The sequence below is a fragment of the Burkholderia sp. BDU5 genome (assembly GCF_001522845.1).
In the GTDB taxonomy this organism is placed as follows: domain Bacteria; phylum Pseudomonadota; class Gammaproteobacteria; order Burkholderiales; family Burkholderiaceae; genus Burkholderia; species Burkholderia mayonis.
The window spans coordinates 79,112-104,887 of the sequence record NZ_LOWC01000033.1; the positions used below are offsets into that span (position 1 = coordinate 79,112).

General features: G+C 70.6%; 16 protein-coding genes, 2 pseudogenes and 2 riboswitches. Of the genes and pseudogenes, 5 read left to right on the forward strand and 13 right to left on the reverse strand.

Going from position 1 to position 25,776, the window contains the following annotated elements; all coding sequences use genetic code 11:
- Nucleotides 1-32 precede the first annotated feature (32 nt).
- Nucleotides 33-200 carry a hypothetical protein gene (locus WS69_RS34035; RefSeq protein WP_197419220.1) on the reverse strand — a complete coding sequence of 56 codons (168 nt, stop codon included), beginning with the start codon at nt 198-200 and terminating at the stop codon, nt 33-35.
- Between WS69_RS34035 and WS69_RS07050 the strand changes: the two genes are divergently transcribed.
- Entirely contained in the window at nt 187-1,548 is a 1,362-nt protein-coding gene (locus tag WS69_RS07050; RefSeq protein WP_059470078.1) for a T2SS-translocated chitinase, read from the forward strand. The genes WS69_RS34035 and WS69_RS07050 overlap by 14 nt on opposite strands.
- Nucleotides 1,549-1,975: 427 nt before the next feature.
- Nucleotides 1,976-2,356 (forward strand): VOC family protein, encoded by a 381-nt coding sequence (locus tag WS69_RS34560; RefSeq protein ID WP_059470079.1) that lies wholly within the window; start codon nt 1,976-1,978, stop codon nt 2,354-2,356.
- A gap of 42 nt (nt 2,357-2,398) precedes the next feature.
- On the opposite strand, the pseudogene WS69_RS34565 reads toward WS69_RS34560, so the two are convergent.
- The 8 genes and pseudogenes from WS69_RS34565 to WS69_RS07090 all read right to left on the reverse strand — a co-directional run.
- Nucleotides 2,399-2,619 (reverse strand): annotated as a pseudogene (locus WS69_RS34565) (helix-turn-helix domain-containing protein); the annotation flags it as partial.
- Between the two features lie 70 nt (nt 2,620-2,689).
- A pseudogene (locus tag WS69_RS33055) lies at nt 2,690-2,860 on the reverse strand (acyl-CoA dehydrogenase family protein); the annotation flags it as partial.
- Between the two features lie 273 nt (nt 2,861-3,133).
- Nucleotides 3,134-3,820 carry an alpha/beta hydrolase gene (locus WS69_RS07065; protein ID WP_059470163.1) on the reverse strand — a complete coding sequence of 229 codons (687 nt, stop codon included), beginning with the start codon at nt 3,818-3,820 and terminating at the stop codon, nt 3,134-3,136.
- A gap of 115 nt (nt 3,821-3,935) precedes the next feature.
- On the reverse strand, nt 3,936-4,559 hold the full coding sequence (locus WS69_RS07070) for a vWA domain-containing protein (protein ID WP_059470081.1): 624 nt from the start codon (nt 4,557-4,559) through the stop codon (nt 3,936-3,938).
- Between the two features lie 71 nt (nt 4,560-4,630).
- Nucleotides 4,631-5,857: an ATP-binding protein gene (locus WS69_RS07075; protein ID WP_059470082.1), complete on the reverse strand. Its 1,227-nt coding sequence runs from the start codon at nt 5,855-5,857 to the stop codon at nt 4,631-4,633.
- A 69-nt stretch (nt 5,858-5,926) separates the two neighbouring features.
- Complete coding sequence (cobN, locus tag WS69_RS07080) at nt 5,927-9,943, reverse strand: cobaltochelatase subunit CobN (protein WP_059470083.1); 4,017 nt, start codon at nt 9,941-9,943, stop codon at nt 5,927-5,929.
- A gap of 24 nt (nt 9,944-9,967) precedes the next feature.
- Entirely contained in the window at nt 9,968-11,041 is a 1,074-nt protein-coding gene (gene cobW / locus WS69_RS07085; protein WP_059470084.1) for a cobalamin biosynthesis protein CobW, read from the reverse strand.
- Between the two features lie 57 nt (nt 11,042-11,098).
- Entirely contained in the window at nt 11,099-12,160 is a 1,062-nt protein-coding gene (locus WS69_RS07090) for a HoxN/HupN/NixA family nickel/cobalt transporter (RefSeq protein ID WP_059470085.1), read from the reverse strand.
- Between the two features lie 287 nt (nt 12,161-12,447).
- A riboswitch (cobalamin riboswitch) is annotated at nt 12,448-12,706 on the reverse strand.
- 90 nt (nt 12,707-12,796) lie between these two features.
- Nucleotides 12,797-13,028: riboswitch (cobalamin riboswitch) on the forward strand.
- A gap of 157 nt (nt 13,029-13,185) precedes the next feature.
- Between WS69_RS07090 and WS69_RS07095 the strand changes: the two genes are divergently transcribed.
- The 3 genes from WS69_RS07095 to WS69_RS07105 are packed head-to-tail and all read left to right on the forward strand — an operon-like array spanning nt 13,186 to nt 15,836.
- The gene (locus WS69_RS07095; RefSeq protein WP_059470086.1) at nt 13,186-13,587 is read left to right on the forward strand and encodes a cobalamin biosynthesis protein; all 402 of its coding nucleotides are present in this window, start codon (nt 13,186-13,188) and stop codon (nt 13,585-13,587) included.
- Nucleotides 13,588-13,645: 58 nt separating this feature from the next.
- On the forward strand, nt 13,646-14,248 hold the full coding sequence (cobO, locus tag WS69_RS07100) for a cob(I)yrinic acid a,c-diamide adenosyltransferase (protein WP_059470087.1): 603 nt from the start codon (nt 13,646-13,648) through the stop codon (nt 14,246-14,248).
- Nucleotides 14,249-14,252: 4 nt separating this feature from the next.
- Nucleotides 14,253-15,836 carry a cobyrinate a,c-diamide synthase gene (locus WS69_RS07105; protein WP_059470088.1) on the forward strand — a complete coding sequence of 528 codons (1,584 nt, stop codon included), beginning with the start codon at nt 14,253-14,255 and terminating at the stop codon, nt 15,834-15,836.
- Between the two features lie 45 nt (nt 15,837-15,881).
- Here the strand turns inward: WS69_RS07105 and WS69_RS07110 are convergent, their stop codons facing one another.
- The 4 genes from WS69_RS07110 to WS69_RS07125 all read right to left on the reverse strand — a co-directional run bounded on the left by WS69_RS07110 (nt 15,882) and on the right by WS69_RS07125 (nt 25,772).
- On the reverse strand, nt 15,882-16,721 hold the full coding sequence (locus WS69_RS07110; RefSeq protein ID WP_059470089.1) for a formyltransferase family protein: 840 nt from the start codon (nt 16,719-16,721) through the stop codon (nt 15,882-15,884).
- Between the two features lie 73 nt (nt 16,722-16,794).
- Entirely contained in the window at nt 16,795-19,014 is a 2,220-nt protein-coding gene (locus WS69_RS07115; RefSeq protein ID WP_059470090.1) for a TonB-dependent siderophore receptor, read from the reverse strand.
- A gap of 45 nt (nt 19,015-19,059) precedes the next feature.
- Nucleotides 19,060-20,478: a lysine N(6)-hydroxylase/L-ornithine N(5)-oxygenase family protein gene (locus WS69_RS07120; protein ID WP_059470091.1), complete on the reverse strand. Its 1,419-nt coding sequence runs from the start codon at nt 20,476-20,478 to the stop codon at nt 19,060-19,062.
- A gap of 128 nt (nt 20,479-20,606) precedes the next feature.
- On the reverse strand, nt 20,607-25,772 hold the full coding sequence (locus WS69_RS07125) for a non-ribosomal peptide synthetase (RefSeq protein WP_059470092.1): 5,166 nt from the start codon (nt 25,770-25,772) through the stop codon (nt 20,607-20,609).
- Between the last annotated feature and the right edge of the window lie 4 nt (nt 25,773-25,776).

A 25,776-nucleotide genomic window follows, 5' to 3' on the forward strand; every position in this document is an offset into this window, starting at 1 on the left:
TTTCGGATCGCAAATCGAATCACGCATCGAACCTAGAATCCGAATAATAAAAAGAACGACTCACGATTCCATAATGCGAGCGATTCCTCCATGATGTGCATGCCGAAACGTCGACCGCCCATCGAGCGCGGCGACGCAACGGTGATATGCAGGCCAGCATATCCACCCATCAACATGGAGAGAACAATGAACTTCAGCATGTTGTCCCGCTTCGTCCCGCGCGCGATCGCGGCGGGCTGTCTGTTGGCGGCGGCGGGCGCGTCGCAGGCGGCTGGCGCCTACGCGCCGTACGTCGACGTGACGCTCTATCCGACGCCGCTCGTCGACCAGATCGGCGTGCAGCAAGGCATTCAGCAATTCATGCTCGCGTTCGTCGTGTCGGGCGGCAACCAGTGCGCGCCGTCGTGGGGCGGCGTGCAGCCGATCGGCAACGGCGCGACGGGCGATCTGCTCAACACGATCGCGACGTCGGTGACGAACTATCGCGCGAAAGGCGGCGACGTCGCGGTGTCGTTCGGCGGCGCGGCCGGGCTGCCGCTGATGCAGGCGTGCTCGAGCGTGGCCGCGCTGAAGGGCGCGTATCAAACCGTGATCGACACGTACAGCCTCACGCATGTCGACTTCGACATCGAAGGCGCGTCGCAGCAGGATTCGGCGGCCGTCACGCGCAACTTCCAGGCGGTCGCGCAACTGCAGGCCGACTACGCGGCGAAGGGCAAGCCGCTGCACGTGACGCTGACGCTGCCGGCCATGCCGACGGGTCTGGTTCAGGACGGCCTGAACGTGCTGAACGCGGCGCTCGCGAACAACGTGACGCTCGACGCGGTGAACATCATGACGATGGATTACGGCCCCGCCGGCATCGACATGGGCGCGGCCGCGATCAGCGCCGCGCAGGGACTCTATTCGCAGCTCGACACCGCGTACAAGTCGGTCGGCAAGCCGCAGACCGACGCGCAGCTCAAGCAGCTCGTCGGCGTCACGCCGATGATCGGCGTGAACGACGTGCAAGGCGAAACGTTCACGCTCGCGAACGCGCAGAGCGTGCAGACAACGGCTGCGAACAACAACTACGGCTTCGTCGGCATCTGGTCGATCACGCGCGACAAGGCGTGCGACGGCGGCTCGCAGTACGCGTCGCCGATCTGCTCGGGCGTCGCGCAGCAGCCATACGCGTTTTCGTCGATCTTCAAGCAGCTGGGCGGCCATTGGGGCTCGGGCGTGACGCAGGACCCGAACTACGGCGGCGGCTCGGACGGCGGCGGCAAGCCGCAGCCGGGCGCGCCGTGGTCGGCGACGCAGGTCTACACGGCGGGCGCGACGGTCACGTACCAGGGCACGACCTATCAGGCCCAATGGTGGACGCAAGGCGACATTCCGGGCCAGTCGTCGGTGTGGAAGCCGGTCGGCGGCAATGCGCCGGCGTGGTCGTCGACGACTGCGTATCCGGCCGGCGCGTGCGTGATGTACCAGGGCGCGAAGTACTGCGCGAAATGGTGGACGCAGGGCGACACGCCGAGCGCGGGCGGACCGTGGGCGAAGGCCTGACGGCGGCGGCCGGGCCGCGCAGCGACGCGCGGTAGCCGGCCGTCGCGCGGGATCGGCGCTCGTGCGGGCCAGTCCCGCCTGCCTGGCGATGCGCGTCGCCGGGCAGGATTTCGACGCGGATTCGCGTGACCGATGTGCGATGTGACGCGTAAGACGTTCGATGCGCGCGCGGACCGCATCGCATGGCGAGAATTCACCGGCATCCCCCAAGCCCCGTTCCTTGTCGGCTGAGCGATGCCCTCTCATGCCAAGGCTTTCGCACACGATCGCCAACATGACAGCGCATGAAAAAACGCGCGCATGCGGCTCAGCGCGGAAATCGCACGGTTGTCCGCCGTCGCGGAGGAGATGCTCGCCGAAAAACACGGATCATCCCAACCCCGTTCCTGCCGCGGCACCGGCTTTACTCAACCCACTGGAGTCTATCTTGTCCGAGCTTTCCGCCACGATTGCCGCGATGCGCCCGTTCATTGCCGCCCGGGACTTCGAACTGAGCAAACGCTTTTATCTCGACCTCGGGTTCACGTTGTCGAACGACAGCCAGGATGCCGCCGTCCTGACCTTCGGATCGCACAGCATCCTGTTGCAGAACTATTACGAAGTCAACTGGGCGGAAAATACCATGCTGCAGATCGTCGTCACCGATCTCGACATCTGGTGGCAACACATCGTGTCGCTGAAACTCGACGATACCTACGCGGTAAAAGCGCCGATCGCGCCGAAGGTGCAGCCCTGGGGGCTTCGGGTCGCGTACGTATACGATCCGTCCGGCGTCCTGTGGCATTTCGCCGAGTCCAAATCCGCCTGATCGTCGGGCCAACGGAAATGCCGCATGCCGGCGGCCGCCGCCGAGCGCGGCCGCGATCTGCGCGGGACGCGGCGCCGAATAATAGCCGCCGCCGCGCACTTCGCACAGATGGCCGCGATTGACGAGCGTGCGCGCTAGCGCGAGGCAGCTCGACATCGCGGCGCGTCGAGCCGCTGCGCGAGTTTGGTCAGCGACAGCGGGCGCCTCGCGGCGGCGAACACCTCGAACAGATCGAGCGTGCGGGAAACGAGCTTGACGTCCATATCAGGCAGAAAAAATGGTCGGCCGCGCGCGTCGGCGCACCGCATCGGCGCGCGGCGGCGGCATTCGATGTCAATACGGCTTCGGCAGGCCGCCGAGCACTTTCTCCGCGATGAAGCGCAGGATCATCTGCGGACTGACGGGCGCGCCCCGCGGAATCACGCATTCGCGCAGATGGCACTCGACGCGGTACCCCTTCGCTTGACACATGCCGCCGAGGGTCGCCATCGCGGCCTGACGCGCGCTCGAGCTCGAACGTCTCGCGCAGGAGTGCGGCGCGTCGAATGTCATCGACGCGCTCGGCTGTGCGAGCTCCGGCGGCTTGCTCGCGATCTTGCTGTTGCGCCGGACGTTTGGCGATTCGCCCGAGCCCGGCCTCGCAAACGCCGGCCGCCGACGCGATGCGTCGCGCGGCGACACGCGTCGCCGCGCCAAACGTCGGCGACAGTTGCATGACGTCGACGGCCGTGTCATGCCGCTTGCTGCCGCACATGCTTCGCAGCGGAAAAGGAGCGTTTACGCCGCGTGCAACGCCGCGATCCGCGCGTGCAGCCATTGGCGCAACGCGTCGATCTCTTCGATGCACACCGAATGCGGCATCGGATACGCGTGCCAGTCGACGCTCGCGCCCTTCTCGCGCGCAAAGTCGCGCGCGGCCTCGCCGAGCGCAATCGGCAGGATGTCGTCGTCGGTGCCGTGCGCGGCGAAGATCGGCGTCGCGCGATTTGCATCGGCGAGCCGCTCGTCGATGAAGCGCGGCGACGGAACGTAGCCGGACAGCACGATCAGGCCCGCGAGCGCGTCCCGATGCGTGAGCCCCGCCGTGTAGGTCATCGCGCCGCCCTGCGAGAAGCCCGCGACGAAGATTCGTGACGTCGGAATGCCGCGCCGGTTCTGTTCGTCGATCAGGCGGCGCACGGTCGCGCACGATGCGGCGATCCCCGCTTCGTCGACCTGCCGGTTCACACCCTCGAACGACAGGATGTCGTACCATGCGCGCATCACGCAGCCGTTGTTCGCGGTGACCGCGATCTCGGGCGCGTTCGGGAACACGAAGCGCACGGCCGGGTCGTTCGCGATCCGCAGCTCGGGGACGAGCGGCACGAAGTCGTTCGCGTCGGCGCCGAGGCCGTGCATCAGGATCACCGCGAACGCGGGGTTGGGGCCGGTTTCGATTTCGATCGTCGGCTGGTCGTCGAGCATGCTGAGGCTCCGCGAGATGAAATGGATGGGAAAAAGCGCGTCGATGATCGCATATCGCTGCGGCAATCGACTGCCGTGCGCGGTATGGACGGCCGGCGCCGCGATCGCCCGAGCGTCACGCGACCCCGCACGCGAGCTCGTCGGGCGTGACGAGCGTCGCGCCCCACGCGTGCGGGAGCCGCTCGCAGCGACCGAGCCTCACGGCCGCGTCGTCGAAGTCGACGACGACGATCCGGTCGGCGAGCGCCGGCCGCGCGGGCGCTTCGGCCGTGCGCCCGTCCGACAGCAGCCATACCCAGCGCTGCTGCTGCGGGCGCCGGCGCGCCGCGCGCGCGAGCAGCCGCGCCGCGGCGTCGATTCCATGCGCGAGCGGCGTGCCGCCGCCTCCGCCGACGGGCGCGAGCCAGCGCTCGTTCCACCAGCGCGGCACGGCCGGACCGAAGCGCACGTCGGCCGAGCCGCCGCCGAAGCAGACGAGCGCCGCATCGGCGCGCTCGCGCGCGATGCGATCGAAGCGCGCGACGACAAGCCCCTTCGCGCGTGCGAGCCGCCCGGCCGTCAGCATCGACGCCGAGCAGTCGAGCACGAAGCAATGCAGCGCGCCGGGCGCACCGGTCTGCGGCCGGTAGCGCAGATGATCGGCGCGCAGTGCGCCGCCGCGCTTCGCCGCGAGCGTCGCTCGCCAAGCGACGCGCGTGCCGGGTCGGCCCCGAGCGTCGCTCGCGTCGTCCGCGCGCATGCCTCGTTCGAGCCATCGAAGTCCGCTGTCCGGCGCGTTCGCGGCGGCAGCGGCGGCATCCGTCCGATGGCTCAGCGTTTTTTTAGCGGCAGCGGAATCACGCGTTTGACGGGCGTCATGCCAGCAGGCTCGGGCGGCAGATAGCCCCAGTCGCTGTCGTCAGTCTGCGGGGGGCGGCCGCTTTCGTGCGCCGCGTCGCGATTGCCGGCTGCGTGCCGCGCCGTGCCGGATGCCGCGGGCGATCGCTCGCGCGGCGAACCGGCCCCGCTTGCGCGCCGCATGTCGTCGGCGTGAGCGTCAGCCGCGGCGTCGAGCCGCGCCGAATCGATCGCGCCGTCGTTTTCGCCGGCGTGCGCGGACTCGCGCCGCCCGGCCTGCGCGCCCGCCTCGGCATCGGGCCGCGTGCGCCGATGGCGCAGCGCGTCGGCGGCGACGCGCTCGACGTGCGCCGCATCGACGATCGTCGCCCCTTCGAGCGCCGCCAGCGCCCGCGCCGCGCGCAGCATCACGAGGTCGCCGCGCAAGCCGTCGACTTGCGCGCCGATGCAAAGCGCGGAGACGCGCGCGTGTGCGGCGTCGTCGAACGCGAGCGCCGGCAGCGCGGCGCGCGCCGTGCGAATTTGCGCGACGAGCGCCGCCTGCGCGTCGCGATACTGCGCGCGGAACGCATGCGGGTCGAGATCGAACGCGAGCCGCGCCTTGACGATCCGTTGCCGCGTCGCCGCGTCGTAGCAGTTCGCGAGCTCGACCATCAATCCGAAGCGGTCGAGCAGTTGCGGCCGCAGCTCGCCCTCCTCCGGATTCATCGTGCCGACGAGCGCGAAGCGCGCCGCGTGGCTGTGCGAGATGCCGTCGCGCTCGACGGTGTTGACGCCGCTTGCGGCCGCGTCGAGCAGCGCGTCGACGAGCGCGTCCGGCAGCAGGTTGATCTCGTCGACGTACAGCACGCCGAGATGCGCGCGCGCGATGAGGCCGGGCGAGAAGCGCACGGCGTTGTCGGCGAGCGCGCTCGCGAGATCGAGCGAGCCCGTCACCTGCTCGTCGGTCGCCGACAGCGGCAGCGTGACGAAGCGCCCTTCGGGCAGCAGTTCGGCGAGCGCGCGCGCGGCAGTCGACTTCGCGGTGCCGCGCGGGCCGCTGACGAGCACGCCGCCCAGGCCCGGATCGACGGCAACGAGCAGCAGCGCGCGTTGCAGTGCGTCCTGGCCGATCAGCGCGGCAAATGGATACGCGGCCGGCAGCGCGCGGGCGTCGGATGCGGCGCCGCTCGGCGTGTGCGCTTCGTTCGTTTTGTTCACGTGGCTTCCGATGGAGATGAAAGTGGCATCGCTTGCGTCATGCGCGGCGTTCGGTTATCGCCCGGTCGCTCATCGCCGCGCCCCTTCGAGACGCTGTTCGCTCGCGAGCAGATAGCCTTCGATCGCGTCGCGGTGCGCGCCCGGCTCCTGCCACAAGCCGCGCTGCATCGCCTCGACGAGCCGCTCGCAGATCCCGTGCAGCGCGTGCGGATTGTGCCGCTCGAGGAACGCGCGGGTGTCGGAGTCGTGCAGGTACGCGTCGGCGACGAGCGCATATTGGTGATCGGCGATCACGCGCGCGGTCGCGTCGTAGCCGTACAGATAGTCGACGGTCGCCGCGATCTCCGCCGCGCCCTTGTAGCCGTGCCGCTTCACGCCGTCGATCCATTTCGGATTGACGACCCGCGAGCGGATCACGCGCGCGATCTCCTCGCGCAGCGTGTTCATCCGTGGCGCGGCCGGGTTGCTGTGGTCGCCGTGATAAAGACTCGGCTGCCGGCCCGACGCATGGCGGACCGCGGCCGCCATGCCGCCGTGGAACTGGTAGTAGTCGTTCGAATCGAGGATGTCGTGCTCGCGGTTGTCCTGGTTCTGCACGACGGCGTTGATCGTCGCGAGGCGCGCGCCGAACGCGTCGTGCGCGGCTTCGCCCGCGCTGTTCTGCGCGTACGCGTAGCCGCCCCAGGTCCGGTACGCATCCGCGAGGTCGGCGTCGGTCTGCCAGTGGCGGCCGTCGATCAGCGCCTGCAGCCCCGCGCCGTAGCCGCCCGGCCGTGCGCCGAACACGCGCCAGCCCGCGCGCCGGCGCGCTTCGCCGGCGGGCACGCCGCGCGCGACGAGTGCGTCCGTCTCGCGCCGCACGCGCGCGCGGACGGGATTCAGGTGCTCGGGCTCGTCGAGCTCGGCGACCGCCTGCACTGCCGCGTCGAACAGATGCATCACGTTCGCGAACGCGTCGCGGAAGAAGCCCGACACGCGCAGCGTCACGTCGATCCGCGGCCGGTCGAAGATCTCGATCGGCAGGATCTCGAAATCGGTCACGCGGTGGCTGCCGGACGCCCATTTCGGCCGCACGCCGAGGAGCGCGAGCGCTTGCGCGACGTCGTCGCCGCCCGTGCGCATCGTCGCCGTCCCCCAGACCGACAGGCCGACCGCGCGCGGGTAGTCGCCGTGCTCCTGCAGATGGCGCTCGATCAACTGCTGCGCCGATTTGAGGCCGATCGTCCACGCGGCCTGCGTCGGCACCGCGCGCGTGTCGACCGAATAGAAGTTGCGGCCCGTCGGCAGCACATCCGGCCGGCCGCGCGACGGCGAGCCGCTCGGCCCCGGCGGCACGAAGCGGCCTTCGAGGCCGCGCCGCAATTGGCGCAGCTCTTCGTCGCCGCACGCGTCGAGGCGCGGCAGCACGTCGCGCGCGATGCGCTCGAGCACCGCGTGTGCGTGCGGCCAGTGCGCGGCGACGGATGCAGGATCGACGCAGTCCGATGCGTTCGGCCGCGACGCATCCTTTGGCGTCTCCGCTTCGCGTGCCGTGTCGCGTGGGACACCCGCGGCACACGCGAGGCTTCCGGTGAAACCGTCATGTGCCGCGTGTGCGGACGGCCACGGCTCGGCGCGCGATTCGACGCTTGTCGGCGCTTCGCCGTCCGCCGCCGTCGGGCGCTCCGCCGCGTGATCGGGCAATGCGCCGTCGCCGCCTTCCCCGCACACCTGCTCGATCAATCGGCCCGCGAGCAGCTCGAGCCGCTCGCGCGTGTCGCCCGCATGCCGCCACGGCGCGTCGCTGACCGCGCAGAGCGCGTCGGGCCGCGGCCCCGTCCACGGCGCGGCCCAGTCGGACGCGAGCGGATCGAAATCGTCGCCGAGCGCGAGATCGCGCGCGAGCGCGCCGATCAGCCCCGCGTGCCCGCCGCGTCCGTCGCCCGCCGGAAAGCGCGCGAGCGCGACGAGCGTGTCGCGCCGCTGCCGGCCGCGCGGCGAGCTGCCGAACGTGTGCAGCCCGTCGCGGATCTGCGCCTCCTTCAGCTCGCAGAGCCACGCGTCGACGCGCGTGAGCAGCGCATCCTCGGCGTCGCGGCCGTCGGGCCGCGCGATGCTCAGCTCCTCGTGCAGCCGGTGCTCGACGATCGTCGCGAGGATCGTCTCGCGCAGCACCTTCGCGCGCCGCGCGTCGACCATCAGCGCGTCGTAGTATTCGTCGACCTGCCGCTCGAGGTCCTGCAGCGGCCCGTAGTTTTCGGCGCGCGTGAGGGGCGGCATCAGGTGGTCGACGATCACCGCCTGTGCGCGCCGCTTCGCCTGGCAGCCCTCGCCCGGATCGTTGACGATGAACGGGTACAGGTGCGGCATCGGCCCGAGGATCAGGTCCGGCCAGCACGCGTCCGACAGCGCGACGCTCTTGCCCGGCAGCCATTCGAGATTGCCGTGCTTGCCGACGTGGACGATCGCGTCGATGCCGAATGCGTCGCGCAGCCAGAAGTAGAACGCGAGATACGCGTGCGGCGGCACGAGATCGGCGTCGTGATAGTTCGCGTAGTCGTCGTCGCCGCGCGAGCGCGACGGCTGCACGCCGACGAACACGTGGCCCGCACGCCAGCCGGCGATCGTAAAGCGCCGCTGCCGCAGCGTCGGGTCCGCTTTGGGCGGCCCCCAGCGCTCGTTCAGCGCGCTGCGCACCGCGTCCGGCAATTGCGCGAAGCGGCGTAGATAATCGTCGAGCGGATAGCTCTGGAACGCCGGACGCAGCGCGCGCGTCGACGGATCGTTCGTCACGCCTTCGCTGATCCTCGCGAGCAGCGCGTCGCCGTCTTCGGGCAGCTCGGCCACGCGATAGCCCGCGTCGCGCAGCATCGCGAGCACCGCGAGCGCCGACGCCGGCGTATCGAGCCCGACGCCGTTGCCGATCCGCCCTTCGCTCGCCGGATAGTTCGCGAGCACGAGCGCGACGCGCTTCTCGGCATTGTCGAGCGTGCGCAGCCGGCACCAGCGGCGGCTCAGCTCGGCGACGAACGCGATCCGCTCGTCGTCCGGCTGGTAGCGGACGACGTCGACCTCGGTGTGCGGGCAGCGGTACGCGAGCCCCTTGAAGCTCACCGCGCGCGTGACGATCCGGCCGTCGACTTCCGGCAGCGCGACGTGCATCGCGATGTCGCGCGCGTTGAGGCCGTGCGGATCGGCGAGCCAGGCGTCGCGGTTGCCGCCCGACAGAATCACCTGCAGCACCGGCGCGTCGCCCGCGAGCACCTCCGGCTCGCAAGCGCCCGGCGCGCCCGCGGCGAACGCGGTCGTGTTCAGCACGAGGGCGACATTCGCATCGGCGCACAGCGTGTCGACGACCGCGCGGCTCATCGCGTCCTTGAGCGACGTCACCGCGATCGGCAGCGCATTGAGCCCGACGCGCGCGAGCGCGTCGGCGAGCGCGTCGAACACCGCGGTGTTCGCGGCCTGCCAGTGCGCCTTGTAGAACAGGATCGCGACGACGCTCGCGTTCTCGCGCCAGCGCGCGCGCCAGTCGTCGAGACTCGGGCTCGCGTGCGCCGGATGATAGAGCGCGGCGGCGGGCAGCGGACGCGGCGGCTCGGGCTCGTCGCCGACGCCGAGCGCGTGATGCGCGATGCTGCGCAGCAGCCTCTCGGCGTTCGCGGGCCCGCCCTCGCGCAGATAGCGCCACCAAAGCCGGCACAGCCCGGGCGCGACGGTGCTCTTCGCGATCAGGTTCGGATCTTCCTGCAAGTCGCCCGAGAACATCGCGAGCCTTTGGCCCGCGCGATCCGCGAGCGCGATCGCCTGCTCGATCCCGTACGGCCAGTACGCCTCGCCGCCGAGATGGTCGATCACGACGACGCGCGCGTGGCGCAGCACGTCGTCGACGTAGAAATCGACCGACGCCGGCTGCCGCAGGAACGTCACGTTCGCGAGCCGCACGCTCGGAAAGCCGTCGCCCAACGTCGGCACGACGCTCGCGAGCAGCGACAGCGTCGTGTCGGCCGAGCTCAGGATGACGATGTCGGCCGGACGCTGGTCGATGCGGACGACGCCCGCCGTATCGTCGACGAAGCCGCCCGGCGTCGTGCGCAACAGATGCATCGCTCTATGCCGCCTTTCGCAACGTCACGCGGCCTGCGCGCGGGCCGCGAGCGCCGCGTCGAACGCGCGCTGCAGCACGGCCGCGTCGAGGGCCTCGCCGATCAGCACGAAGCGGCTCACGTCCGCCTCGCCGTCGCGCCAGCGGCGGTCGAAATAGCTGTCGAAGCGCCGCCCGACGCCTTGGACGACGAGCCGCATCGGCGCGTCCGGCAGTGCGGCGAAGCCCTTCACGCGATAGATCGCGTGCGCCTCGACGAGCGCCGCGAGCGCGTCGAGCGCGGCCTCGCGCGAGCCCACGCGCGCCTCGACGACGACCGAATCGAACTCGTCGTGGTGATGATCGGAATCGTCGGCCGAGCCGTGATGATCGTGGCGCAGGTGGATCGTCTCCTCGGATGCGGCGTTCAGGCCGAGCAGCGCCGCGAGATCGAGCTCGCCGCGCCGCGCGCGCACGATCTTCACCTGCTGCGGAATCTCTTCGCGGATCGCCGTCTCGACGCGCGCGAGCGCGCCGTCGTCGAGCAGATCGGTCTTGTTGACGATCACGAGGTCGGCGGACGCAAGCTGATCGGCGAACAGCTCGTGCAGCGGCGATTCGTGATCGAGGTTCGGGTCGGCGCGGCGCTGCGCGTCGACGGCGACCGGATTCTCGGCGAACTGGCCGAGCGCCGTGGCCGGCCCGTCGACGACGGTCAGCACCGCATCGACCGTGAAGCTGTTCTTGATCGACGGCCAGTTGAACGCCTGCACGAGCGGCTTCGGCAGCGCGAGGCCGGACGTCTCGATCAGCACGTGGTCGATGTCCGCGCGGCGCTCGACGAGCTTTTCCATCACCGGATAGAACGCTTCCTGCACGGTGCAGCACAGGCACCCGTTCGCCAGCTCGTAGAGCTGGCCGTCGGCTTCGCGGCCCGCGTCGTCGCAGCCGATCCCGCAGCCCTTGAGGATCTCGCCGTCGATGCCGAGCTCGCCGAACTCGTTGACGATCACGACGATCCGGCGGCCGCCCGCGTTCTGGATGATGTGGCGCAAGAGCGTCGTCTTGCCGCTGCCGAGGAAGCCTGTGACGATCGTCACGGGGATTTTGCGCATTTGCATGGGTATTCCGTTGGTCGGTGTCGGGTCAATGGGGAAGCGGTCGCGGATGCGCGCGGCTCACGCGGAGATCGTCACGTCGATGTCGTCGTAGCGCTTGATCCGGTAGATGAGCGCCGACACGGCCCAGCTCGCGACGAACAGGCCGATCACGAAATAGCCGAGGATGCCGAAATGCTCGGCCGCCATCGCGGCGAAGTCCCACAGGCCGCCCTTGAGCGCGAGCTTGTCGCCGATCAGCGCGAGCGCCTCGATTCCGCCGATCACGACGGCGACGAGCACCGACACGAACGTGATCGTCATGTTGTAGTAGATCTTGCGGATCGGCCGCACGAACGCCCAGCGGTACGCGCCCATCATCATGATGCCGTCCGTCGTGTCGACGAGCGTCATCCCCGCGGTGAAGAGGATCGGCAGCGCCATCACGGACCAGAACGACAGGCCGCCGTGCGCCTGCGTGGCCGAGATGCCGAACAGCGCGATCTCGGTCGCGGTGTCGAAGCCCAGGCCGAACAGAAAGCCGATCGGATACAGATGCCAGCTGCGCGACACGATCGCGAACAGCGGCCGGAAGATCCGCGCGAAGAAACCGCGCTGGTTGAGCAGGATGTCGAGATCCTGCTCGACGAGCGGCTCGCCGCGCCGCACCGCGCGGAACGTCCGGTATACGGAGATCAGGATCAGCAGGTTCGCGAACGCGAGCACGAGCAGGAAGAACGCCGACACGCTCGTGCCGATCACGCCGCCCCACGCCTTCATCCCTTCGAAGCGCGCGGCGAGCGTCGCCGCCGTCAGCGCGACCGCGACCGTCATCAGGATCACGACCGTCGAATGGCCGAGCGAGAAGAAGAGCCCCGCGCCGAGCGGATTCTTGCGCTCGTGCATCAGCTTGCGCGTGACGTTGTCGATCGCGGCGATGTGGTCGGCGTCGACCGCGTGGCGCAGCCCGAACGTGTACGCGAGCAGCGCGGTGCCGAGCAGCACCGGCTGGCCGTGGAACGCGGCGAACGCCCAGATCCATGCGCCGACGTTGAATGCGATCAGCAGCGCGTAGATGCCGACGATCTTCCCGCGCAGCTCGGCGGGACTGTCGTTGAAGAGGCGGAGAAACGATTTGAGCATGGCGCTCCCTTTGCGAACGGTCGACAAACAAGAAGAATGCCAACACGCGCGACATCGCGCGCGATGCGCATGCTGCCCGCCCGGCCCGTCGTTCACCCATGCACACGGCGCGCCGGCGCGCGCTCACGGCATGCGCGCGACGCGGGCCGAAGCACGCGGCATCGGACGGGGACGAGCCACACAGCGGCGGCAAGCGACGCGATGAAGCCGTGGACGACACGCCGCATCCCCGCGGCGCTGAACCCCGGGACCGCTCGCTGTCGCGCGGCGCATGCGCTCGATCGGCGAACAGACCCTGCGTCTCGGCCGGTATCCGGGCTGACGAAAACGCCGCTTCACCTTCCCGGACACAATGCGTCCAGTGGTTGGCCGCGCATGCCGGCGGGCATGCGGAGAAGCCGGCGCCGCATCGCTCGCGCGATGCATTCGCTTACCGTTGCGGGGGCAGCGCAGGTTGGCGGACCGCGACGCGGCGACGCTCCCTGCTTCCCGTTTAACTGCGTGCGACAGAACCCGCACGCGAGCACCAAAACGCGAGCGAGTGTAGGCGCGCGGGCGCAGCGCGTCAAGGCGGACAAAAGGCGGCGCGGGCGCGGCGCGCCCTCCGCATGCCGCCCTCGCGCGGTCGGCGCTGTGCTATCGTATGCGCGCGTTCGGTGCCCGAGCGCGCGATCGCGCGCTCAGTCAAACGGGAAACAGGAAGCGGCCAGCCCGCGCAGCCTGTGCTGTCCTCGCAACGGTACGCCGCCTGCGACGCGCACGCCGCGTTCGCGCATTCCGCCATTGCGCCACTGTCCTCGCCACGGACGGGAAGGCGGCGGGATGGCAAGCGGTCAGCCCGGATACCGGCCGACGCAGGGGGCGAGCCGCGCTCGCCGAACGCCCGGTCCCGCGAGGGACGGAACCGGGCGCGCAACGCATGGCGCACCGGCTGGCAAGCCGGGCGTCGACTGCCGAGACCACATGATTCCATCCGACTCACGCCGCCGAAACCCGCGCGCCCGCCCCTCTCGCGCGGCCGCCCGATGATGCGCGTCGCGCTCGGCATCGGCTGCCGCGCGGGACGGCCCGCCGATGCGATCGAGGCCGCGATCCGCGCCGCGCTCGCGCATCTGCCGCATGCGTCGCTCGCCGACGTCGGCGTCGTCGCGACGCTCGACGCGAAAGCGCACGAGCCAGGCCTCGTCGAATGCTGCGCGCGCCACGGCTGGCCGCTCGCCGCGTTCTCGCGCGACGAGATCGCCGCGCAGATCGCGCGCGCAACGCCGTTTGCGGCCGGCACGCCGCCTTCGGCCGCCGCGCGCGGGCGGTTCGGCGTCGACGGCGTCTGCGAGCCGTGCGCGCTCCTCGCCGCGCCGAACGGCGCGCTCGTCGTGCGCAAGCTCGCGCTCGACGGCGTGACGGCGGCGCTCGCCGGTCCGCTGTGACGCGCGCCGCGCCCCGTCTTCCGATCCACGAACCACACGACTCACAGGACGCCAGTCGATGAAAACCGATTCCGAATCGCATCAACGCATGGCCGAGCGCCGCCGCGCGGGCCACGAGAAGAAACAGGCGGCCGCGACCGTCGAGAAAGGCTTGCTGATCGTCAACACCGGCAACGGCAAGGGCAAGAGCACGGCCGCGTTCGGGATGGCCGTGCGGATGCTCGGCCACGGGATGCGGGTCGGCGTCGTGCAGTTCATCAAGGGCGCGCTGCACACGTCCGAGCGCGATTTCCTCGGCGCGAACGCGCAATGCGACTTCGTCACGATGGGCGACGGCTACACGTGGAACACGCAGAACCGCGACGCCGACGTCGCGACCGCCCGCAAGGGCTGGGACGAGGCGCGCCGGATGATCGAGAGCGGCGACTACCGGATGGTGATCCTCGACGAGCTGAACACGGTGCTCAAATACGAATATCTGCCGCTCGACGAGGTGCTCGCGACGATCGCCGCGCGCGCGCCGATGCTGCACGTCGTCGTGACGGGCCGGCACGCGCCCGACGCGCTCGTCGACGCGGCCGACCTCGTCACCGAGATGCGGATCGTCAAGCATCCGTACAAGGAGCAAGGGGTGAAGGCGCAGCGCGGCGTGGAGTTCTGACGCGATGCCCGCCTGCCCCGCGCTCTTCGTGAGCGCCGCCGCGTCCGGCCAGGGCAAGACGTCGGTGACGGCGGCGCTCGCGCGCCATCACCGGCGGCTCGGCCGCCGCGTGCGCGTGTTCAAGACCGGCCCGGATTTCCTGGACCCGATGCTGCTCGCGCGCGCGAGCGGCGCGAGCGTCTATTCGCTCGATCTCGGGATGGTCGGCGAACGCGGCTGCCGCGCGCTCCTCGCGCGCGCCGCGGCCGAAGCGGACGTGATCCTGATCGAAGGCGTGATGGGGCTCTTCGACGGCACGCCGTCGAGCGCCGATCTCGCGCAGGCGTTTCGCGTGCCGGTCGCCGCGGTGATCTCCGCGCAGTCGATGGCGCAGACCTTCGCCGCGCTCGCGTTCGGGCTCGCGCATTTTCGGCCCGGCGTGCCGTTTCACGGCGTGCTCGCGAACCGCGTCGGCTCCGATCGTCACGCGCAGTTGCTGCGCGGCGCGCTGCCCGAATCGATCCGCTGGCTCGGCCATCTGCCGCGCGACGCGCGGATCGCGCTGCCGGAGCGGCATCTCGGACTCCATCAGCCGGACGACGTCGCCGATCTCGATGCGCGCGTCGACCGCGCGGCTGACGCGATCGCGCGCACCGCGCTCGCCGAGCTGCCGCCCGTCGTCGAGTTCGCGCTCGTTGACGCCGACGGCCACGGGATGGTTGCGACACCGGGCCCCACGGGCGGCCGCCATGACACGCCGGCGGCGGCAAGCATTGCCGAGGACGACGGCGTGATCACAACGACGAGCGTAGTCGAAGACGACGACGTGACCGCAACGACGAGCGTGGTCGAAGACGACGACGTGACCGCGACGACGAGCGTGGTCGAAGACGACGACGTGACCGCAGCGACGAACGCCGTCGATGGCGACCACGAAACGATTGCCTCCGCGGCTCCCGCCAGCGACCGCAGTCGCGCATCGGTCGCATCGGCGGCTGCGCCGCGCCTCGCCGGCAAGCGGATCGCGATCGCGCGCGACGCGGCGTTCTCGTTCATCTATCCGGCGAATCTCGATCAACTGGAAGCGCTCGGCGCCGAGCTCGCGTTCTTCTCGCCGCTCGCCGACGCGCCGCTGCCCGACGGCTGCGACGCGCTGTACCTGCCGGGCGGCTATCCGGAACTGCATGCGGCGCGGCTCGCGGCGAACGCGACCACCGCGCGCGCGATCGCCGCGCACGTCGCGGCGGACAAGCCAGTGGTCGCCGAATGCGGCGGGATGCTGTATCTGGGCGATTCGCTGACCGACGTCGACGGCGCGAGAACGCCGATGCTCGGCCTCGTGCCCGGCGACGCGACGATGCAGCGCCGCTTCGCCGCGCTCGGGATGCAGACGCTCGCGACGCGCTTCGGCGCGATGACGGGCCACACGTTCCACTATTCGCGGTTCGCGACGCCGCTTGCGCCCGTCGCGGCCGCGACGCGGCCGGACGACGGCGCGGCGGGCGAAGCGGTCTACCGGCACGGGCCGATCGTCGCCACGTATTTGCATGCGTATTGGCCGTCGAATCCGCGCGCGGCGGCCGCGCTTTTCACGGGCGACGCGCCGTAGCCGTCGCGCGACGCGGCTACGCCGCCCGCCATCGGCCCTGCCCCCTCATTCCACGCGCGCGTCGAGCCCCGCCATGATCGCAAGCCCTTCGTGGAGCGCCGGAAAGAGGCTGCGGTTGAAATTGTTCCAGCGCAGCTCGAGGATCGTGTCGCGCTCCCCGATCTCGGTGTTCAGCACGTCATGGATCACCTCGCCGGAATCGACGCCGTTGTCGACGTAATGGAACGACGCGCCCGTCATCCGGACCGGCTCGACGGGCACGGTCGCCCTCGTCGCCCAGTCGACGACCTTCCGCCCGCGCGCGCCGTATAGCGCATCGAGCGTCGCGTATGCGCCGCGCCGCTCGTACGGCGACTCCGCGCGCGTGATGCCCGGATGGATGTTGACGATCCGCCGGCAATACGGCGCGCCCGGCCGTACGAGCTCGTCGAGGATCACGAGCAGCCCGTCGAGCACGACGAGATCGGCTTCGAGTTCGTCGAGCGCTTCGCGCAGGCGGTGCTCGAACACGTGCTTGCCCGCCGTCCGCGCGGGCGAATCGAACGGCTCGCGCCGGTACTCGGACGGAATCGCGAGCAGCAGATCGTTGACGAGCCTGCCCTGCACGCGCAGCTCGGGCGGGTAGAACCAGCGCTTGCCGGGCTGGTACGCGAAGCCGTATTCGGCGAGCTTCTCGCGGTCGAGCGGCGAGCCCGCGTCGTCGTCATAGATCACGCGCTCGAGCGAGTACGCGTCGCCGAGCCCGGTGTCGTTCAGCGCGTCGACAAGCGATTCGAGCACCGACTTCATGTAGCGCGTGCCGCCCTGATAATCGACCTGCTGCCCCGCCTTGTCGGCGGCGGCGTTTCTCAGCGACCAGATGTAGACGAGTTTCTTCTTTGCCATCGCAGTGTTGTCCTCTCGTTCGGGCGGCGCGCCGCCGCGCCGCCCTTTGGGGTGATCAGGCGATGAGCCGCGCTCACCAGTTGTATTTCGCCGATGCGATCACGGTGCGCTCGTTGCCGTACATGCACACCGCATCCGACTGGCAGCCGCTCACGTAGCGGCGGTTGAACAGGTTCGTCGCGTTGATCGCGAAGCGCCAGTTGCGCAGCTCGTAGTGCAGCGCCGCATCGAACAGCGTGTAGCTCGGCACCGTCAGCGAGTTGTCGGCCGCGCCCGCCGCCGCGCTCATGTAGCGCACGCCCGTGCCGACCCCGAAGCCCGTCAGCGGCCCCGTGCGCCACGTCCAGTCGGCCCACAGCGACGCGATCTGGCGCGGACGCGGCACGTCGACGGGCCACCTGTTCAGCGTGTTGTCGTTCGCCTTCACGTTCTTCACGTCCTGGTAGACGTAAGCGGCGATCACCGACAGCTCGCGCGACAGATTGCCGACCGCGCTCAGCTCGATCCCGCGCGAGCGCACCTCGCCCACCTGCACGGACGTGGTGCTCGTCGGGTCGTTCGGGTCGCTCATCGCGACGTTGGTCTGGTTGATCTGGTACACCGCCGCATTCAGCATCAGGTTCTTGCCGGGCGGCTGCCAGCGCAGGCCCGCCTCGATCTGACGCCCCTTGGTCGGCGTCGCGAGCCCGCCGCCCGTGAGCTTCAGGCCGATCTGCGGATTGAACGACGTCGAATAGCTGATGTACGGCGCCAACCCGTAGTCGCCGAGATAAGTGAGGCCGACGCGCCCGCTGAACGCGTGATCGTTCTGCTTGAAGCTCGCCGCGTTCGCGATGTCGTCCTGCGTCGTGTTCGTCCAGTCGTGCCGGCCGCCCAGCGTCAGCACCCAACGCTGCCATTTGATCTGATCCTGCACGTACACGCCGAACGCGTTCAGCGTCGTCTTCGTGTCGGTGCGCGGATACGCGGTCGGCCCGCTGAAGATGTCAGTCGTGATCGGCGCGTAGACCGGGCGGTACAGGTTCAGGCTGGGCGCCTTCGCGAGCCACTCGCTGTCCGTCGTCGTCTGGCGGTTGTAGTCGAAGCCGAACAGCAGCGTGTGCGCGAGCGGGCCCGTCGTGAATTTCGCCTGCGCCTGGTTGTCGACGTCGAAACGGCTGTAGTTGAACTGGAACAGGCCCGCGTAGCGGGTCATCGTCGCCATCGACGGATCGGCGTCGTCGAGGCCGCCGCCGTAGACGGACGCGTCGTCGAGCGACAGGTGCATCCAGCGCACGTTCTGCCGGAACGTCCACACCGGGTTCAGCTTGTGCTCGAACTGATAGCCGAGCGACCATTGCTTCTTCCGGTAGTGGTCGAAGTTCGCGTCCGCGGTGTACAGGTCGTTCGAGATCGTGCCGTTCGGATTCGGCAGCACCGTCCCCTGCGCGGGCAGGAAGTTGGTCGACGTGCCGCTCCAGTCCTGCAGGTACGTCGCGGACAGCGTGAGCGACGTGTCCGCGCTCGGCTGCCACTTGACCGACGGCGCGAACGACACGCGCTGATCGGCGAGCGGCCCCGACTGCGAGTTGCCGTCGCGGCCGACGCCGACGATCCGGTACGACAGCGTGCCGTCCTTGTCGATCTTGTCGCCGATATCGAACATCAGCTGCTTGCGCGCGTAGTTGCCGACCTGCACGCCGACCTCGCGAATCCGCTCGCCGTTCGCGAGCTTGCTCTGCACGTCGACGATCGCGCCCGGATCGCCCTGCCCGTACAGCACCGACGTCGGCCCGCGCAGCACGGTGATGCTGTCGATCATGTACGGATCGACGCGCCAGCTCGACAGGTTCAGCGTGTTCGGCACCTGCAGCCCGTCGACGAACACCGTCGGCGTGAAGCCGCGCAGCGCCGCGTACCAGTCCGACCGGTTGTCCGACCCGTAGCTCGAGAAGCCCGGAATGTAGCGGAATGCCTGATTGATGTCGGTCGCGCCCGTCGCCTCGATCTGCTGCGCGGTCACGACGTTGATCGTCTGCGGAATCTCGACGATCGGCGTATCCGTCTTCGTGCCGGTCGTGCTGCGCCGCGCGACGAGACCGACAGTCGCGTCGCGCTCCGCATCCGCCGACACCGAGATCGCGGGCAACGTGCCGCCCGACGCGGTGTCCTGCTTCACCTGACTGCCCGGCGGCTTCCCGTCCCCCGCCGGCTGCACCGCCTGTGCCTGCGCATGATTCGCCGCCGCCGCGTAAAACGCCACGCCCGCCGCGGCCGCGATCGCACGCATGCGCGTGCTGGTTGCCCACTCCATCTTCCGTTGCTCCAAGTTGCCAAGCGGCCGAAAGGCCGCACCTCATCAAAGAGCGAAGGCCAGCCGGCCGCCGCTCACCCCGTTGTCGTGTCGTGGCCGTGCGCGGCCTTCGGGCCGGACGGCTTCTTCGTGTTCCGCCGCATGCCCGCGCTTCCCGAGCGATGCGGCGATTTCGTCGGCGCGTCGCGCGAGCACCGACAGCAGCGTGTCGGACAGCCCGTGGCTGTCCTCGCAGCAACCTTGCAGATAGATCCGCGGCTTGAAGTGCGCGGGCGTCGCGAGCCGGTAGTCGCGCGCGACGTCGCCCGCCGCGAGCGCGTCGCCGAGATGCGGCGCGAGCCCGTCGAGCAGCGCGAGATGCGTGTCGCGGCGGTAGCCCGTCGCGAGCACGAGCGCGTCGAAGCGCTCGGTGTGCGCATCGCCCGTCAAGCGGTCGCGCAGCGCGAGCTCGACCTGTCCGTTCGCCGTGCGCACGGCCGACTCGATCGCGGTGTTCGCAAGCAGCCGATGGCCGGGCGTGCCGCCTGTTGCGCCCGATACGCGCTGCAGATAGAGCATTTCGTAGATCTGCTCGATGAGCGGGCGGTCGACGACCGCGTAGTTCGTGTCGCGAAAGCGCTCGATCAGCGTGCGCCGGCCGCTCGCTGGCTGCGCGTAGACGACGTCGGTGAACGCCGGATTGAAGATCTCGTTGACGAACGGGCTGTCGTCCGCGGGCTTCAGCGCGCCCGAGCGGATCACGAGACTCGCGTCGACGTGCGGGAAGCGGCGCGCGAGATCGACGAACACCTCGGCCGCGCTCTGCCCCGCGCCGATTACCGCGACGCGTTTTTTCGCACCGGCGTCGGGCGCGCCGGATGCAGGCGTGCCGACGATCCGGTCGATCGACGTCAGATAGTTCGACGAGTGGACGACGAGGTCCGGCCCGAGCGAGGCGAACGCATCGGGCACGCTCGGCGCGCCGCCGACGCCGACCGACAGCGCGCGGGCGACGCGCTGCCGCTCGCGGCCTTCGCCGTCTTTCGACAACACGCGCAACGCGTCGATCTCGCCGCTTCCGCCCGTCGCCGCGACGGGCTCGATCGCCGTTACCGTCTCGCCGTAGTGGACGCGCTCGTCGAACGCGTCCGCGACCCAGCTCAGGTAATCATGGAACTCGACGCGCGTCGGATAGAAGTTCTTCAGGTTGACGAATTCGCTCAAGCGCCCGTGCTCGTACAGGTAATTGACGAACGTGAAGCGGCTCTTCGGATCGCGCAGCGTGACGAGATCCTTCAGGAAGGAGATCTGCATCCGGCAGTCGTCGAGCAGCATTCCGCGGTGCCAGCCGAATGCCGGCTGGCGCTCGACGTAGCAATGCGCGAACGCGGCCGCGTCTCCCGCTTCCGCGAGACGCACGGCGAGCGCGAGGTTCGACGGTCCGAAACCGATGCCGATTAGGTCGAATACGGTATCTCTCTGCATGTCTCTGATTCCCTTAACGGTGTGACCGGCGCGCTGAAGGCGCCGGCCGGAGAAAAACGTGACGCGGATCGCGTGCATCGTCGACGCGGCCGATCCGGTCCTTGTGGGGCCGACGCGCAAGGCCGCGCTCAATCGGCATCGCGCGCCTCCGTGGCCGGCTGGCCGGCCGCGTGCGCCGGGCGCACGACGAGCGCGCCGAGCGCCGCGAAGCTCGGCGCGGCGAACACGTCGGCGAGCGCGAGCGCGAAGCCGGCCGCCCGCGCCGCGTCGACGAAGCGCACGACGTCGAACGACGTCGCGCCTGCTTCGAACAGGTCGTCGTCCGACGCGGGCGCGGCGCGATCGAAGCACGCACGCCACACGCCGGCGAGCGCGTGCGCGCAGCGGCCGGCCGCGTTTGCGTGCGCGTTTGCGGTGCGCGAAGGCGGCGGCGACATCGTGGCGAGCGCATCGTGGGCATCGTGGGCATCGAGCGGAAAGCGCGCGGCGGACGCGCCGAGCGCGCGCGCCGGCGCATCGACGAAGCCGCGCACGACGTCGAGATAGTCGGCCGCGAGCGCGGCGACGAACGCGCCGTCGACGCGTTCCGTCGCATACGAGAACGCGCCCGTCACGCGGCCGTCCGGATGCTCGACGATATCGAGCTCCAGTTCGAACACGACGCGATGCCGGACGTCGTTGAATTCGTCGACGGCGAGCCCCGCCCAGTCCCGCGCGGCGGCGCCCGCCGGCCGCAGGTAGTTGAACATCACCTGGAACAGCGGATTGCCGTTGACCACGCGCGGCGCGCGCAGCGCGGCGACGACGTCGGAAAACGGCGCGTCCGCGTGCGCGTAGGCGGCGAGCGCCGCGTCGCGCACGGCGGCGACGAGCGTCGCCGGCGTATCGGCGCTCGCGAGCCGCGTACGCACGACCACCGCGTTGATGAAGAGCCCGAGCGAGCGCTCGGCGGCGTTGCCCGTCAGCTCGCGCGTCGACGCGAGCACGCCGACCGGCTGGTCGGTCGCGCCCGTCGCGCGGTAGAACGCCGCGTTGAGCGCCGCGTGCAGCAGCATCGGCAGCGTCGCGTGCGCGTCGAGCGCCATCGCGCGCGCTCGGCGCACGAGCGCATCGTCGAGCTCGAACGCGAGACGGCCCGCGTCCCAGCGCGGCGCGACGGCGCGGCCCGCGCGCGGCGGCGGCAGCGCGTGCGACGGCGCGCCCGCGAGCGTTTCGCGCCAGAACGACAGGCGCGCGTGCGGCGCGGCGGCCGGCAGCACGAGCGCGTCGGCCGCCGGCGCTTGGGGTGCTTCGGTTGCTTCTAACGGCTCGGCCACGTGGCCGCCCGCCAGCCGCGCGACGTAGGCCTCGCGGACCGCGTCGAGCCACAGATCGATCGACTGGCCGTCCGACACGATGTGATGAACGACGAGCGACAGCACGTGATCGGTCGCGCCGAGCCGGATCACGCGCACGCGCCACAGCGGCGCGTCGGCGGCGAGATCGAACGGCGAGAGCGCGTCGGCGTCGGCCAGGGCCGCGGCGGCGGCGAGCCGCGCGGGCTCGTCGGCCAGCTCCGGCTTCGCGCCGAGATCGACGATCGGCAATCCGGCGTCCCGCGCCGGCGCGATCCGCTGGCCCGGCGCGCCGTCCGCCCGCGCGATGATCCGCGTGCGCAGCGCCGGATGACGGGCCGCCGCGTGCGCGAACGCGGCGGCGAGCGCGTCGACGTCGAGCGCGCCCCGAAGCCGCAGCGCGACCGGAATGTTGTACGCGGCGCTGTCCGGCTGGGCGCGCCACAGGAACCACAGGCCGCGCTGCGCGGCGGACAGCGGCAGCACGCCGTCGGCGTCCGGTGCGTACGATGTCGCAGGCGCGTCGCCCGCGCCGTGCGCCGCTTCCGCGCGCGCGGCGGCGGCGACGCGCTGCGCGTAAGGCGCGAGAATCGGCGCTTCGAACAGCGCGCGCACCGGCACGTCGCGCGCGAGCCGCTCGGCGACGCGAGTCGCGACGCGCACCGCGGCGAGCGAATGGCCGCCCAGCTCGAAGAAATGATCGGCGCGGCCGACTCGCTCGACGCCGAGCACGTCGCGCCAGATGTCCGCGAGCACCGTTTCGACGTCGTCCACGGGCGCTTCGTACGCACGCGCGACGTGCGCGGGCTCGGGGAGCGCCGCGCGGTCGACCTTGCTGTTCGCGTTGCGCGGCAGCGCGTCGAGCACGACGATGTGCGCGGGCACCATGTAGTCGGGCAGCGTGCGGCGCAGGTGCGCGTCGAGCCCGGCCGCGTCGGCGCGCCGTGCGCGCTCGCGCGCGTCGCCCGTCAGCTCGACGTACGCGACGAGCCGCGCCTCGCCGCCCTTGCCGAACACGACCGCGACCGCCTCGCGCACGTCGTCGTGCGCGGCGAGCTGCGCCTCGATCTCGCCCAGCTCGATCCGCAGCCCGCGCAGCTTCACCTGATGGTCGATGCGGCCGATGAAGTCGAACACGCCGTCCGCGCGGCGGCGCACGAGATCGCCCGTGCGATAGAGCCGCGCGCCCGGCGCGCCGTACGGATCAGGCACGAAGCGCTCGGCCGTGAGCGCCGCGCGGCCCAGATAGCCGCGCGCGACGCCGATCCCCTCGCCGCCCAGGTACAGCTCGCCGATCACGCCGACGGGCAGCGGGTTGAGGCGCGCGTCGAGCACGTGCGCGGTGCGCGCGCCGACGAGCGTGCCGATCGGCAGATACGCGGCATCCGCGAGCCTCGCCGGATCGTCGCCCAGCTCGAACATCCACAGCATCGGCGTGATCACGGTCTCGGTCGGCCCGTAGCCGTTGACGACGCGTGCGTTCGGAAACGCGCGGCGCATCAGCGCGAACGCTTCGCGCGACGTCGCCTCGCCGCCGACCGTGATCGAGCGCAGCGTCGGCGGCGCGCCGTGCTCGAGCGCCCATTCGGCGAGCTGCGTCGCGCAGCCGGGCGGCACGTAGGTCATCGTCACGCCTTCGCGCGCGATCAGCGCGCAGGTCCGCGCGGGCGGCCACAGCGTGTCGGCCGTCACCGCGACCGCCGCGCCCGACAGGTATTGCGAGAACCAGCCTTCGTGCGCGCCGTCGAAATTGACCGACTGGAACAGCATGAACACGTCGCGCTCGGTCGCGCCGTAGCGCGCGGCAATCGCGTCGCAATGGCGCGCGAACGCGCCGTGATCGACGACGACGCCCTTCGGCTTGCCGGTCGAGCCCGACGTGTAGATCACGTACGCGGCCTGATGCGGCGATACGTCCGGCAGCGCGACGCCGTCGATCTCGGCGTCGGGGATCTCGTCGTCGACGAGCCACGCGTGCGCGGCGCCCGTCAGCGGCAGCGCGTCGACGCTGCCTCGCTCGGTGATCACGTGTGCGATCTGCGCGTCGTCGAGCATCTGCGCGAGGCGCTCGCGCGGATGGCCCGGATCGAGCGGCACGAACGCGCCGCCCGACTTGAGCGCGGCGATCAGGCCGACGAGCAGGTCGACGGACCGCGACAGCGCGACGCCGACGCGCATTTCCGCGCGCACGCCCGCCGCGACGAGCCGTTTCGCGAGCCGCGTCGCGCGCTGCTCGACCTCGCCGCGTGTGAGCGCCCGCTCGACGTCGGCGACGCCGCGCGCATCGGGACGGCGGCGCGCGTGCCAGGTGATCCGGTCGTGGACCGAGACGAACGGCTCGTCGAATGGCTTGCCGGAAGATTTGCCCGAAGATTTGCCCGAAGACTCGCCGGAAAGTTCGCCGACAGGCGATCGCCCCGAGAACGCCTCGCCGCGCTCGCGATCCGCGAAGTCGTGCGTCTCGCCGTTCCACGCGGCGAGCTCGCGACGCTCCGAATCGGGCAGCCATTGCAGGTCGCCTATCGCCGTGCCGGGCGCATCGACCGCGTGCGCGAGCAGCTCGACAAAGCGTGCGGCAAGCCGCTCGATCGCATCGGCGTCGAAGATGTCGGTCGCATAGACGAAGCGCGCGTCGAGCCCGCCGTCGTCGCGCTCGTCGAAGCTCAGCGCCAGGTCGAATTTCGCGTACGGCATGCCCGACGGCAGCTCGGTCGCGCGCACATCGGCGAACGACGGCAGCGCGCGGTGCGCGCCATACGCGGCCATCACCTGAAAGAGCGGATGGTGGCTCGCGCTGCGCGTGACGCCGAGCGCGTCGATCACCTGGTCGAACGGCACGTCCTGATGCGATTGCGCGTCGACGAGGCTGTGCTGTGTCGCGTCGACGAGCGTTTCGAACGCGCGCGTCGCGCCCGTTTGCGCCGCGAGCGTCAGCGTGTTCACGAAAAAGCCGATCAGCCCGACGGTCTCGCCGCGCTCGCGATTCGCCGACGGCACGCCGATCCGGATCTCCGGCTCGCCCGACGCGCGCGCGAGCAGCGTCGCGAGCGCGGCGAGCAGCACCGCGAAAGGCGTCGCGCGGCGCGTCTGCGCGAGCGCGCGCGTGCGCCGCGCGAGCGCGGCCGGCACGTCGAACGTGTGGCGCGCGCCGCCCGGGCTGCGCTGCGCGGGCCGCGTCGCCGCGCCGGGCAGCAGCAGCACGTCGCGGCTCGCGTCGAGCGTCGCGCGCCAGTAAGCGAGCTGACGCTCGCACTCGCCCGCGTCGAGCCAGCGGCGCTGCCAGAGCGCGTAGTCGGCGTACTGGATCGGCAGCGGCGCGAGCGACACCGCGTCGCCCGTCGCGAACGACCGATAGAACGACGACAGCTCCGCGAGCATCACGTCGGCCGACCAGCCGTCCGACACGATGTGATGCGTCGTGAGCACGAGCCAGTGAACCGACGCGTCGAGCCGGATCAGATGCGCGCGCAGCAGCGGGCCGTGCGCGAGATCGAACGGCTCGGCCTCGTCGCGTGCGGCGACGTCCGCCGCGCGCGCGTCGCGCGCCTCGGCGGGCACGCCGGCGAAATCCGTGAAGCGCCACGGGCAGCGCGTCGGCGCGTGCACCGTCTGCAGCACGCCGTCGGCGCCTTCGGCGAACGTCGTGCGCAGCGCTTCGTGGCGCGCAATCAGCGCGTCGCACGCCAGCCGCAGCGCGTTTGCGTCGAGCGCGCCGTCGAGGCGCAGCCGCTCGGTGATGTGGTAGGCGGCCGATTCGCCGAGCAAGCGCGCGTGCAGCCAGAGACGCGTCTGCGCGAACGACGCCGGCACGCTCGCCGCGCGGTTCTCGCGCGGGGGGATCGGCAGCATCCGGAAATCGATCCCCGCGTCGCCGAGCTTGGCGAGGAACTGCTTGCGCTGCGTGTCGGGCAGCCGCGCGAAACGCGCGGCGAGCGACAGCAGATCGGGAGTGGCGGTCATGCGG

Excerpts from the sequence above, each read along its gene's own strand:
- WS69_RS07115 (WP_059470090.1), bottom strand. The coding sequence starts at position 19,014 with ATGGAGTGGGCAACCAGCACGCGCATGCGTGCGATCGCGGCCGCGGCG.
- WS69_RS07125 (WP_059470092.1), bottom strand. The coding sequence starts at position 25,772 with ATGACCGCCACTCCCGATCTGCTGTCGCTCGCCGCGCGTTTCGCGCGG.
- cobO (WP_059470087.1), top strand. The coding sequence starts at position 13,646 with ATGAAAACCGATTCCGAATCGCATCAACGCATGGCCGAGCGCCGCCGC.
- WS69_RS07090 (WP_059470085.1), bottom strand. The coding sequence starts at position 12,160 with ATGCTCAAATCGTTTCTCCGCCTCTTCAACGACAGTCCCGCCGAGCTG.
- WS69_RS07050 (WP_059470078.1), top strand. The coding sequence starts at position 187 with ATGAACTTCAGCATGTTGTCCCGCTTCGTCCCGCGCGCGATCGCGGCG.
- cobN (WP_059470083.1), bottom strand. The coding sequence starts at position 9,943 with ATGCATCTGTTGCGCACGACGCCGGGCGGCTTCGTCGACGATACGGCG.
- WS69_RS07110 (WP_059470089.1), bottom strand. The coding sequence starts at position 16,721 with ATGGCAAAGAAGAAACTCGTCTACATCTGGTCGCTGAGAAACGCCGCC.
- cobW (WP_059470084.1), bottom strand. The coding sequence starts at position 11,041 with ATGCAAATGCGCAAAATCCCCGTGACGATCGTCACAGGCTTCCTCGGC.
- WS69_RS07070 (WP_059470081.1), bottom strand. The coding sequence starts at position 4,559 with ATGCGCGCGGACGACGCGAGCGACGCTCGGGGCCGACCCGGCACGCGC.
- WS69_RS34035 (WP_197419220.1), bottom strand. The coding sequence starts at position 200 with ATGCTGAAGTTCATTGTTCTCTCCATGTTGATGGGTGGATATGCTGGC.
- WS69_RS07120 (WP_059470091.1), bottom strand. The coding sequence starts at position 20,478 with ATGCAGAGAGATACCGTATTCGACCTAATCGGCATCGGTTTCGGACCG.
- WS69_RS07095 (WP_059470086.1), top strand. The coding sequence starts at position 13,186 with ATGATGCGCGTCGCGCTCGGCATCGGCTGCCGCGCGGGACGGCCCGCC.
- WS69_RS07105 (WP_059470088.1), top strand. The coding sequence starts at position 14,253 with ATGCCCGCCTGCCCCGCGCTCTTCGTGAGCGCCGCCGCGTCCGGCCAG.
- WS69_RS07065 (WP_059470163.1), bottom strand. The coding sequence starts at position 3,820 with ATGCTCGACGACCAGCCGACGATCGAAATCGAAACCGGCCCCAACCCC.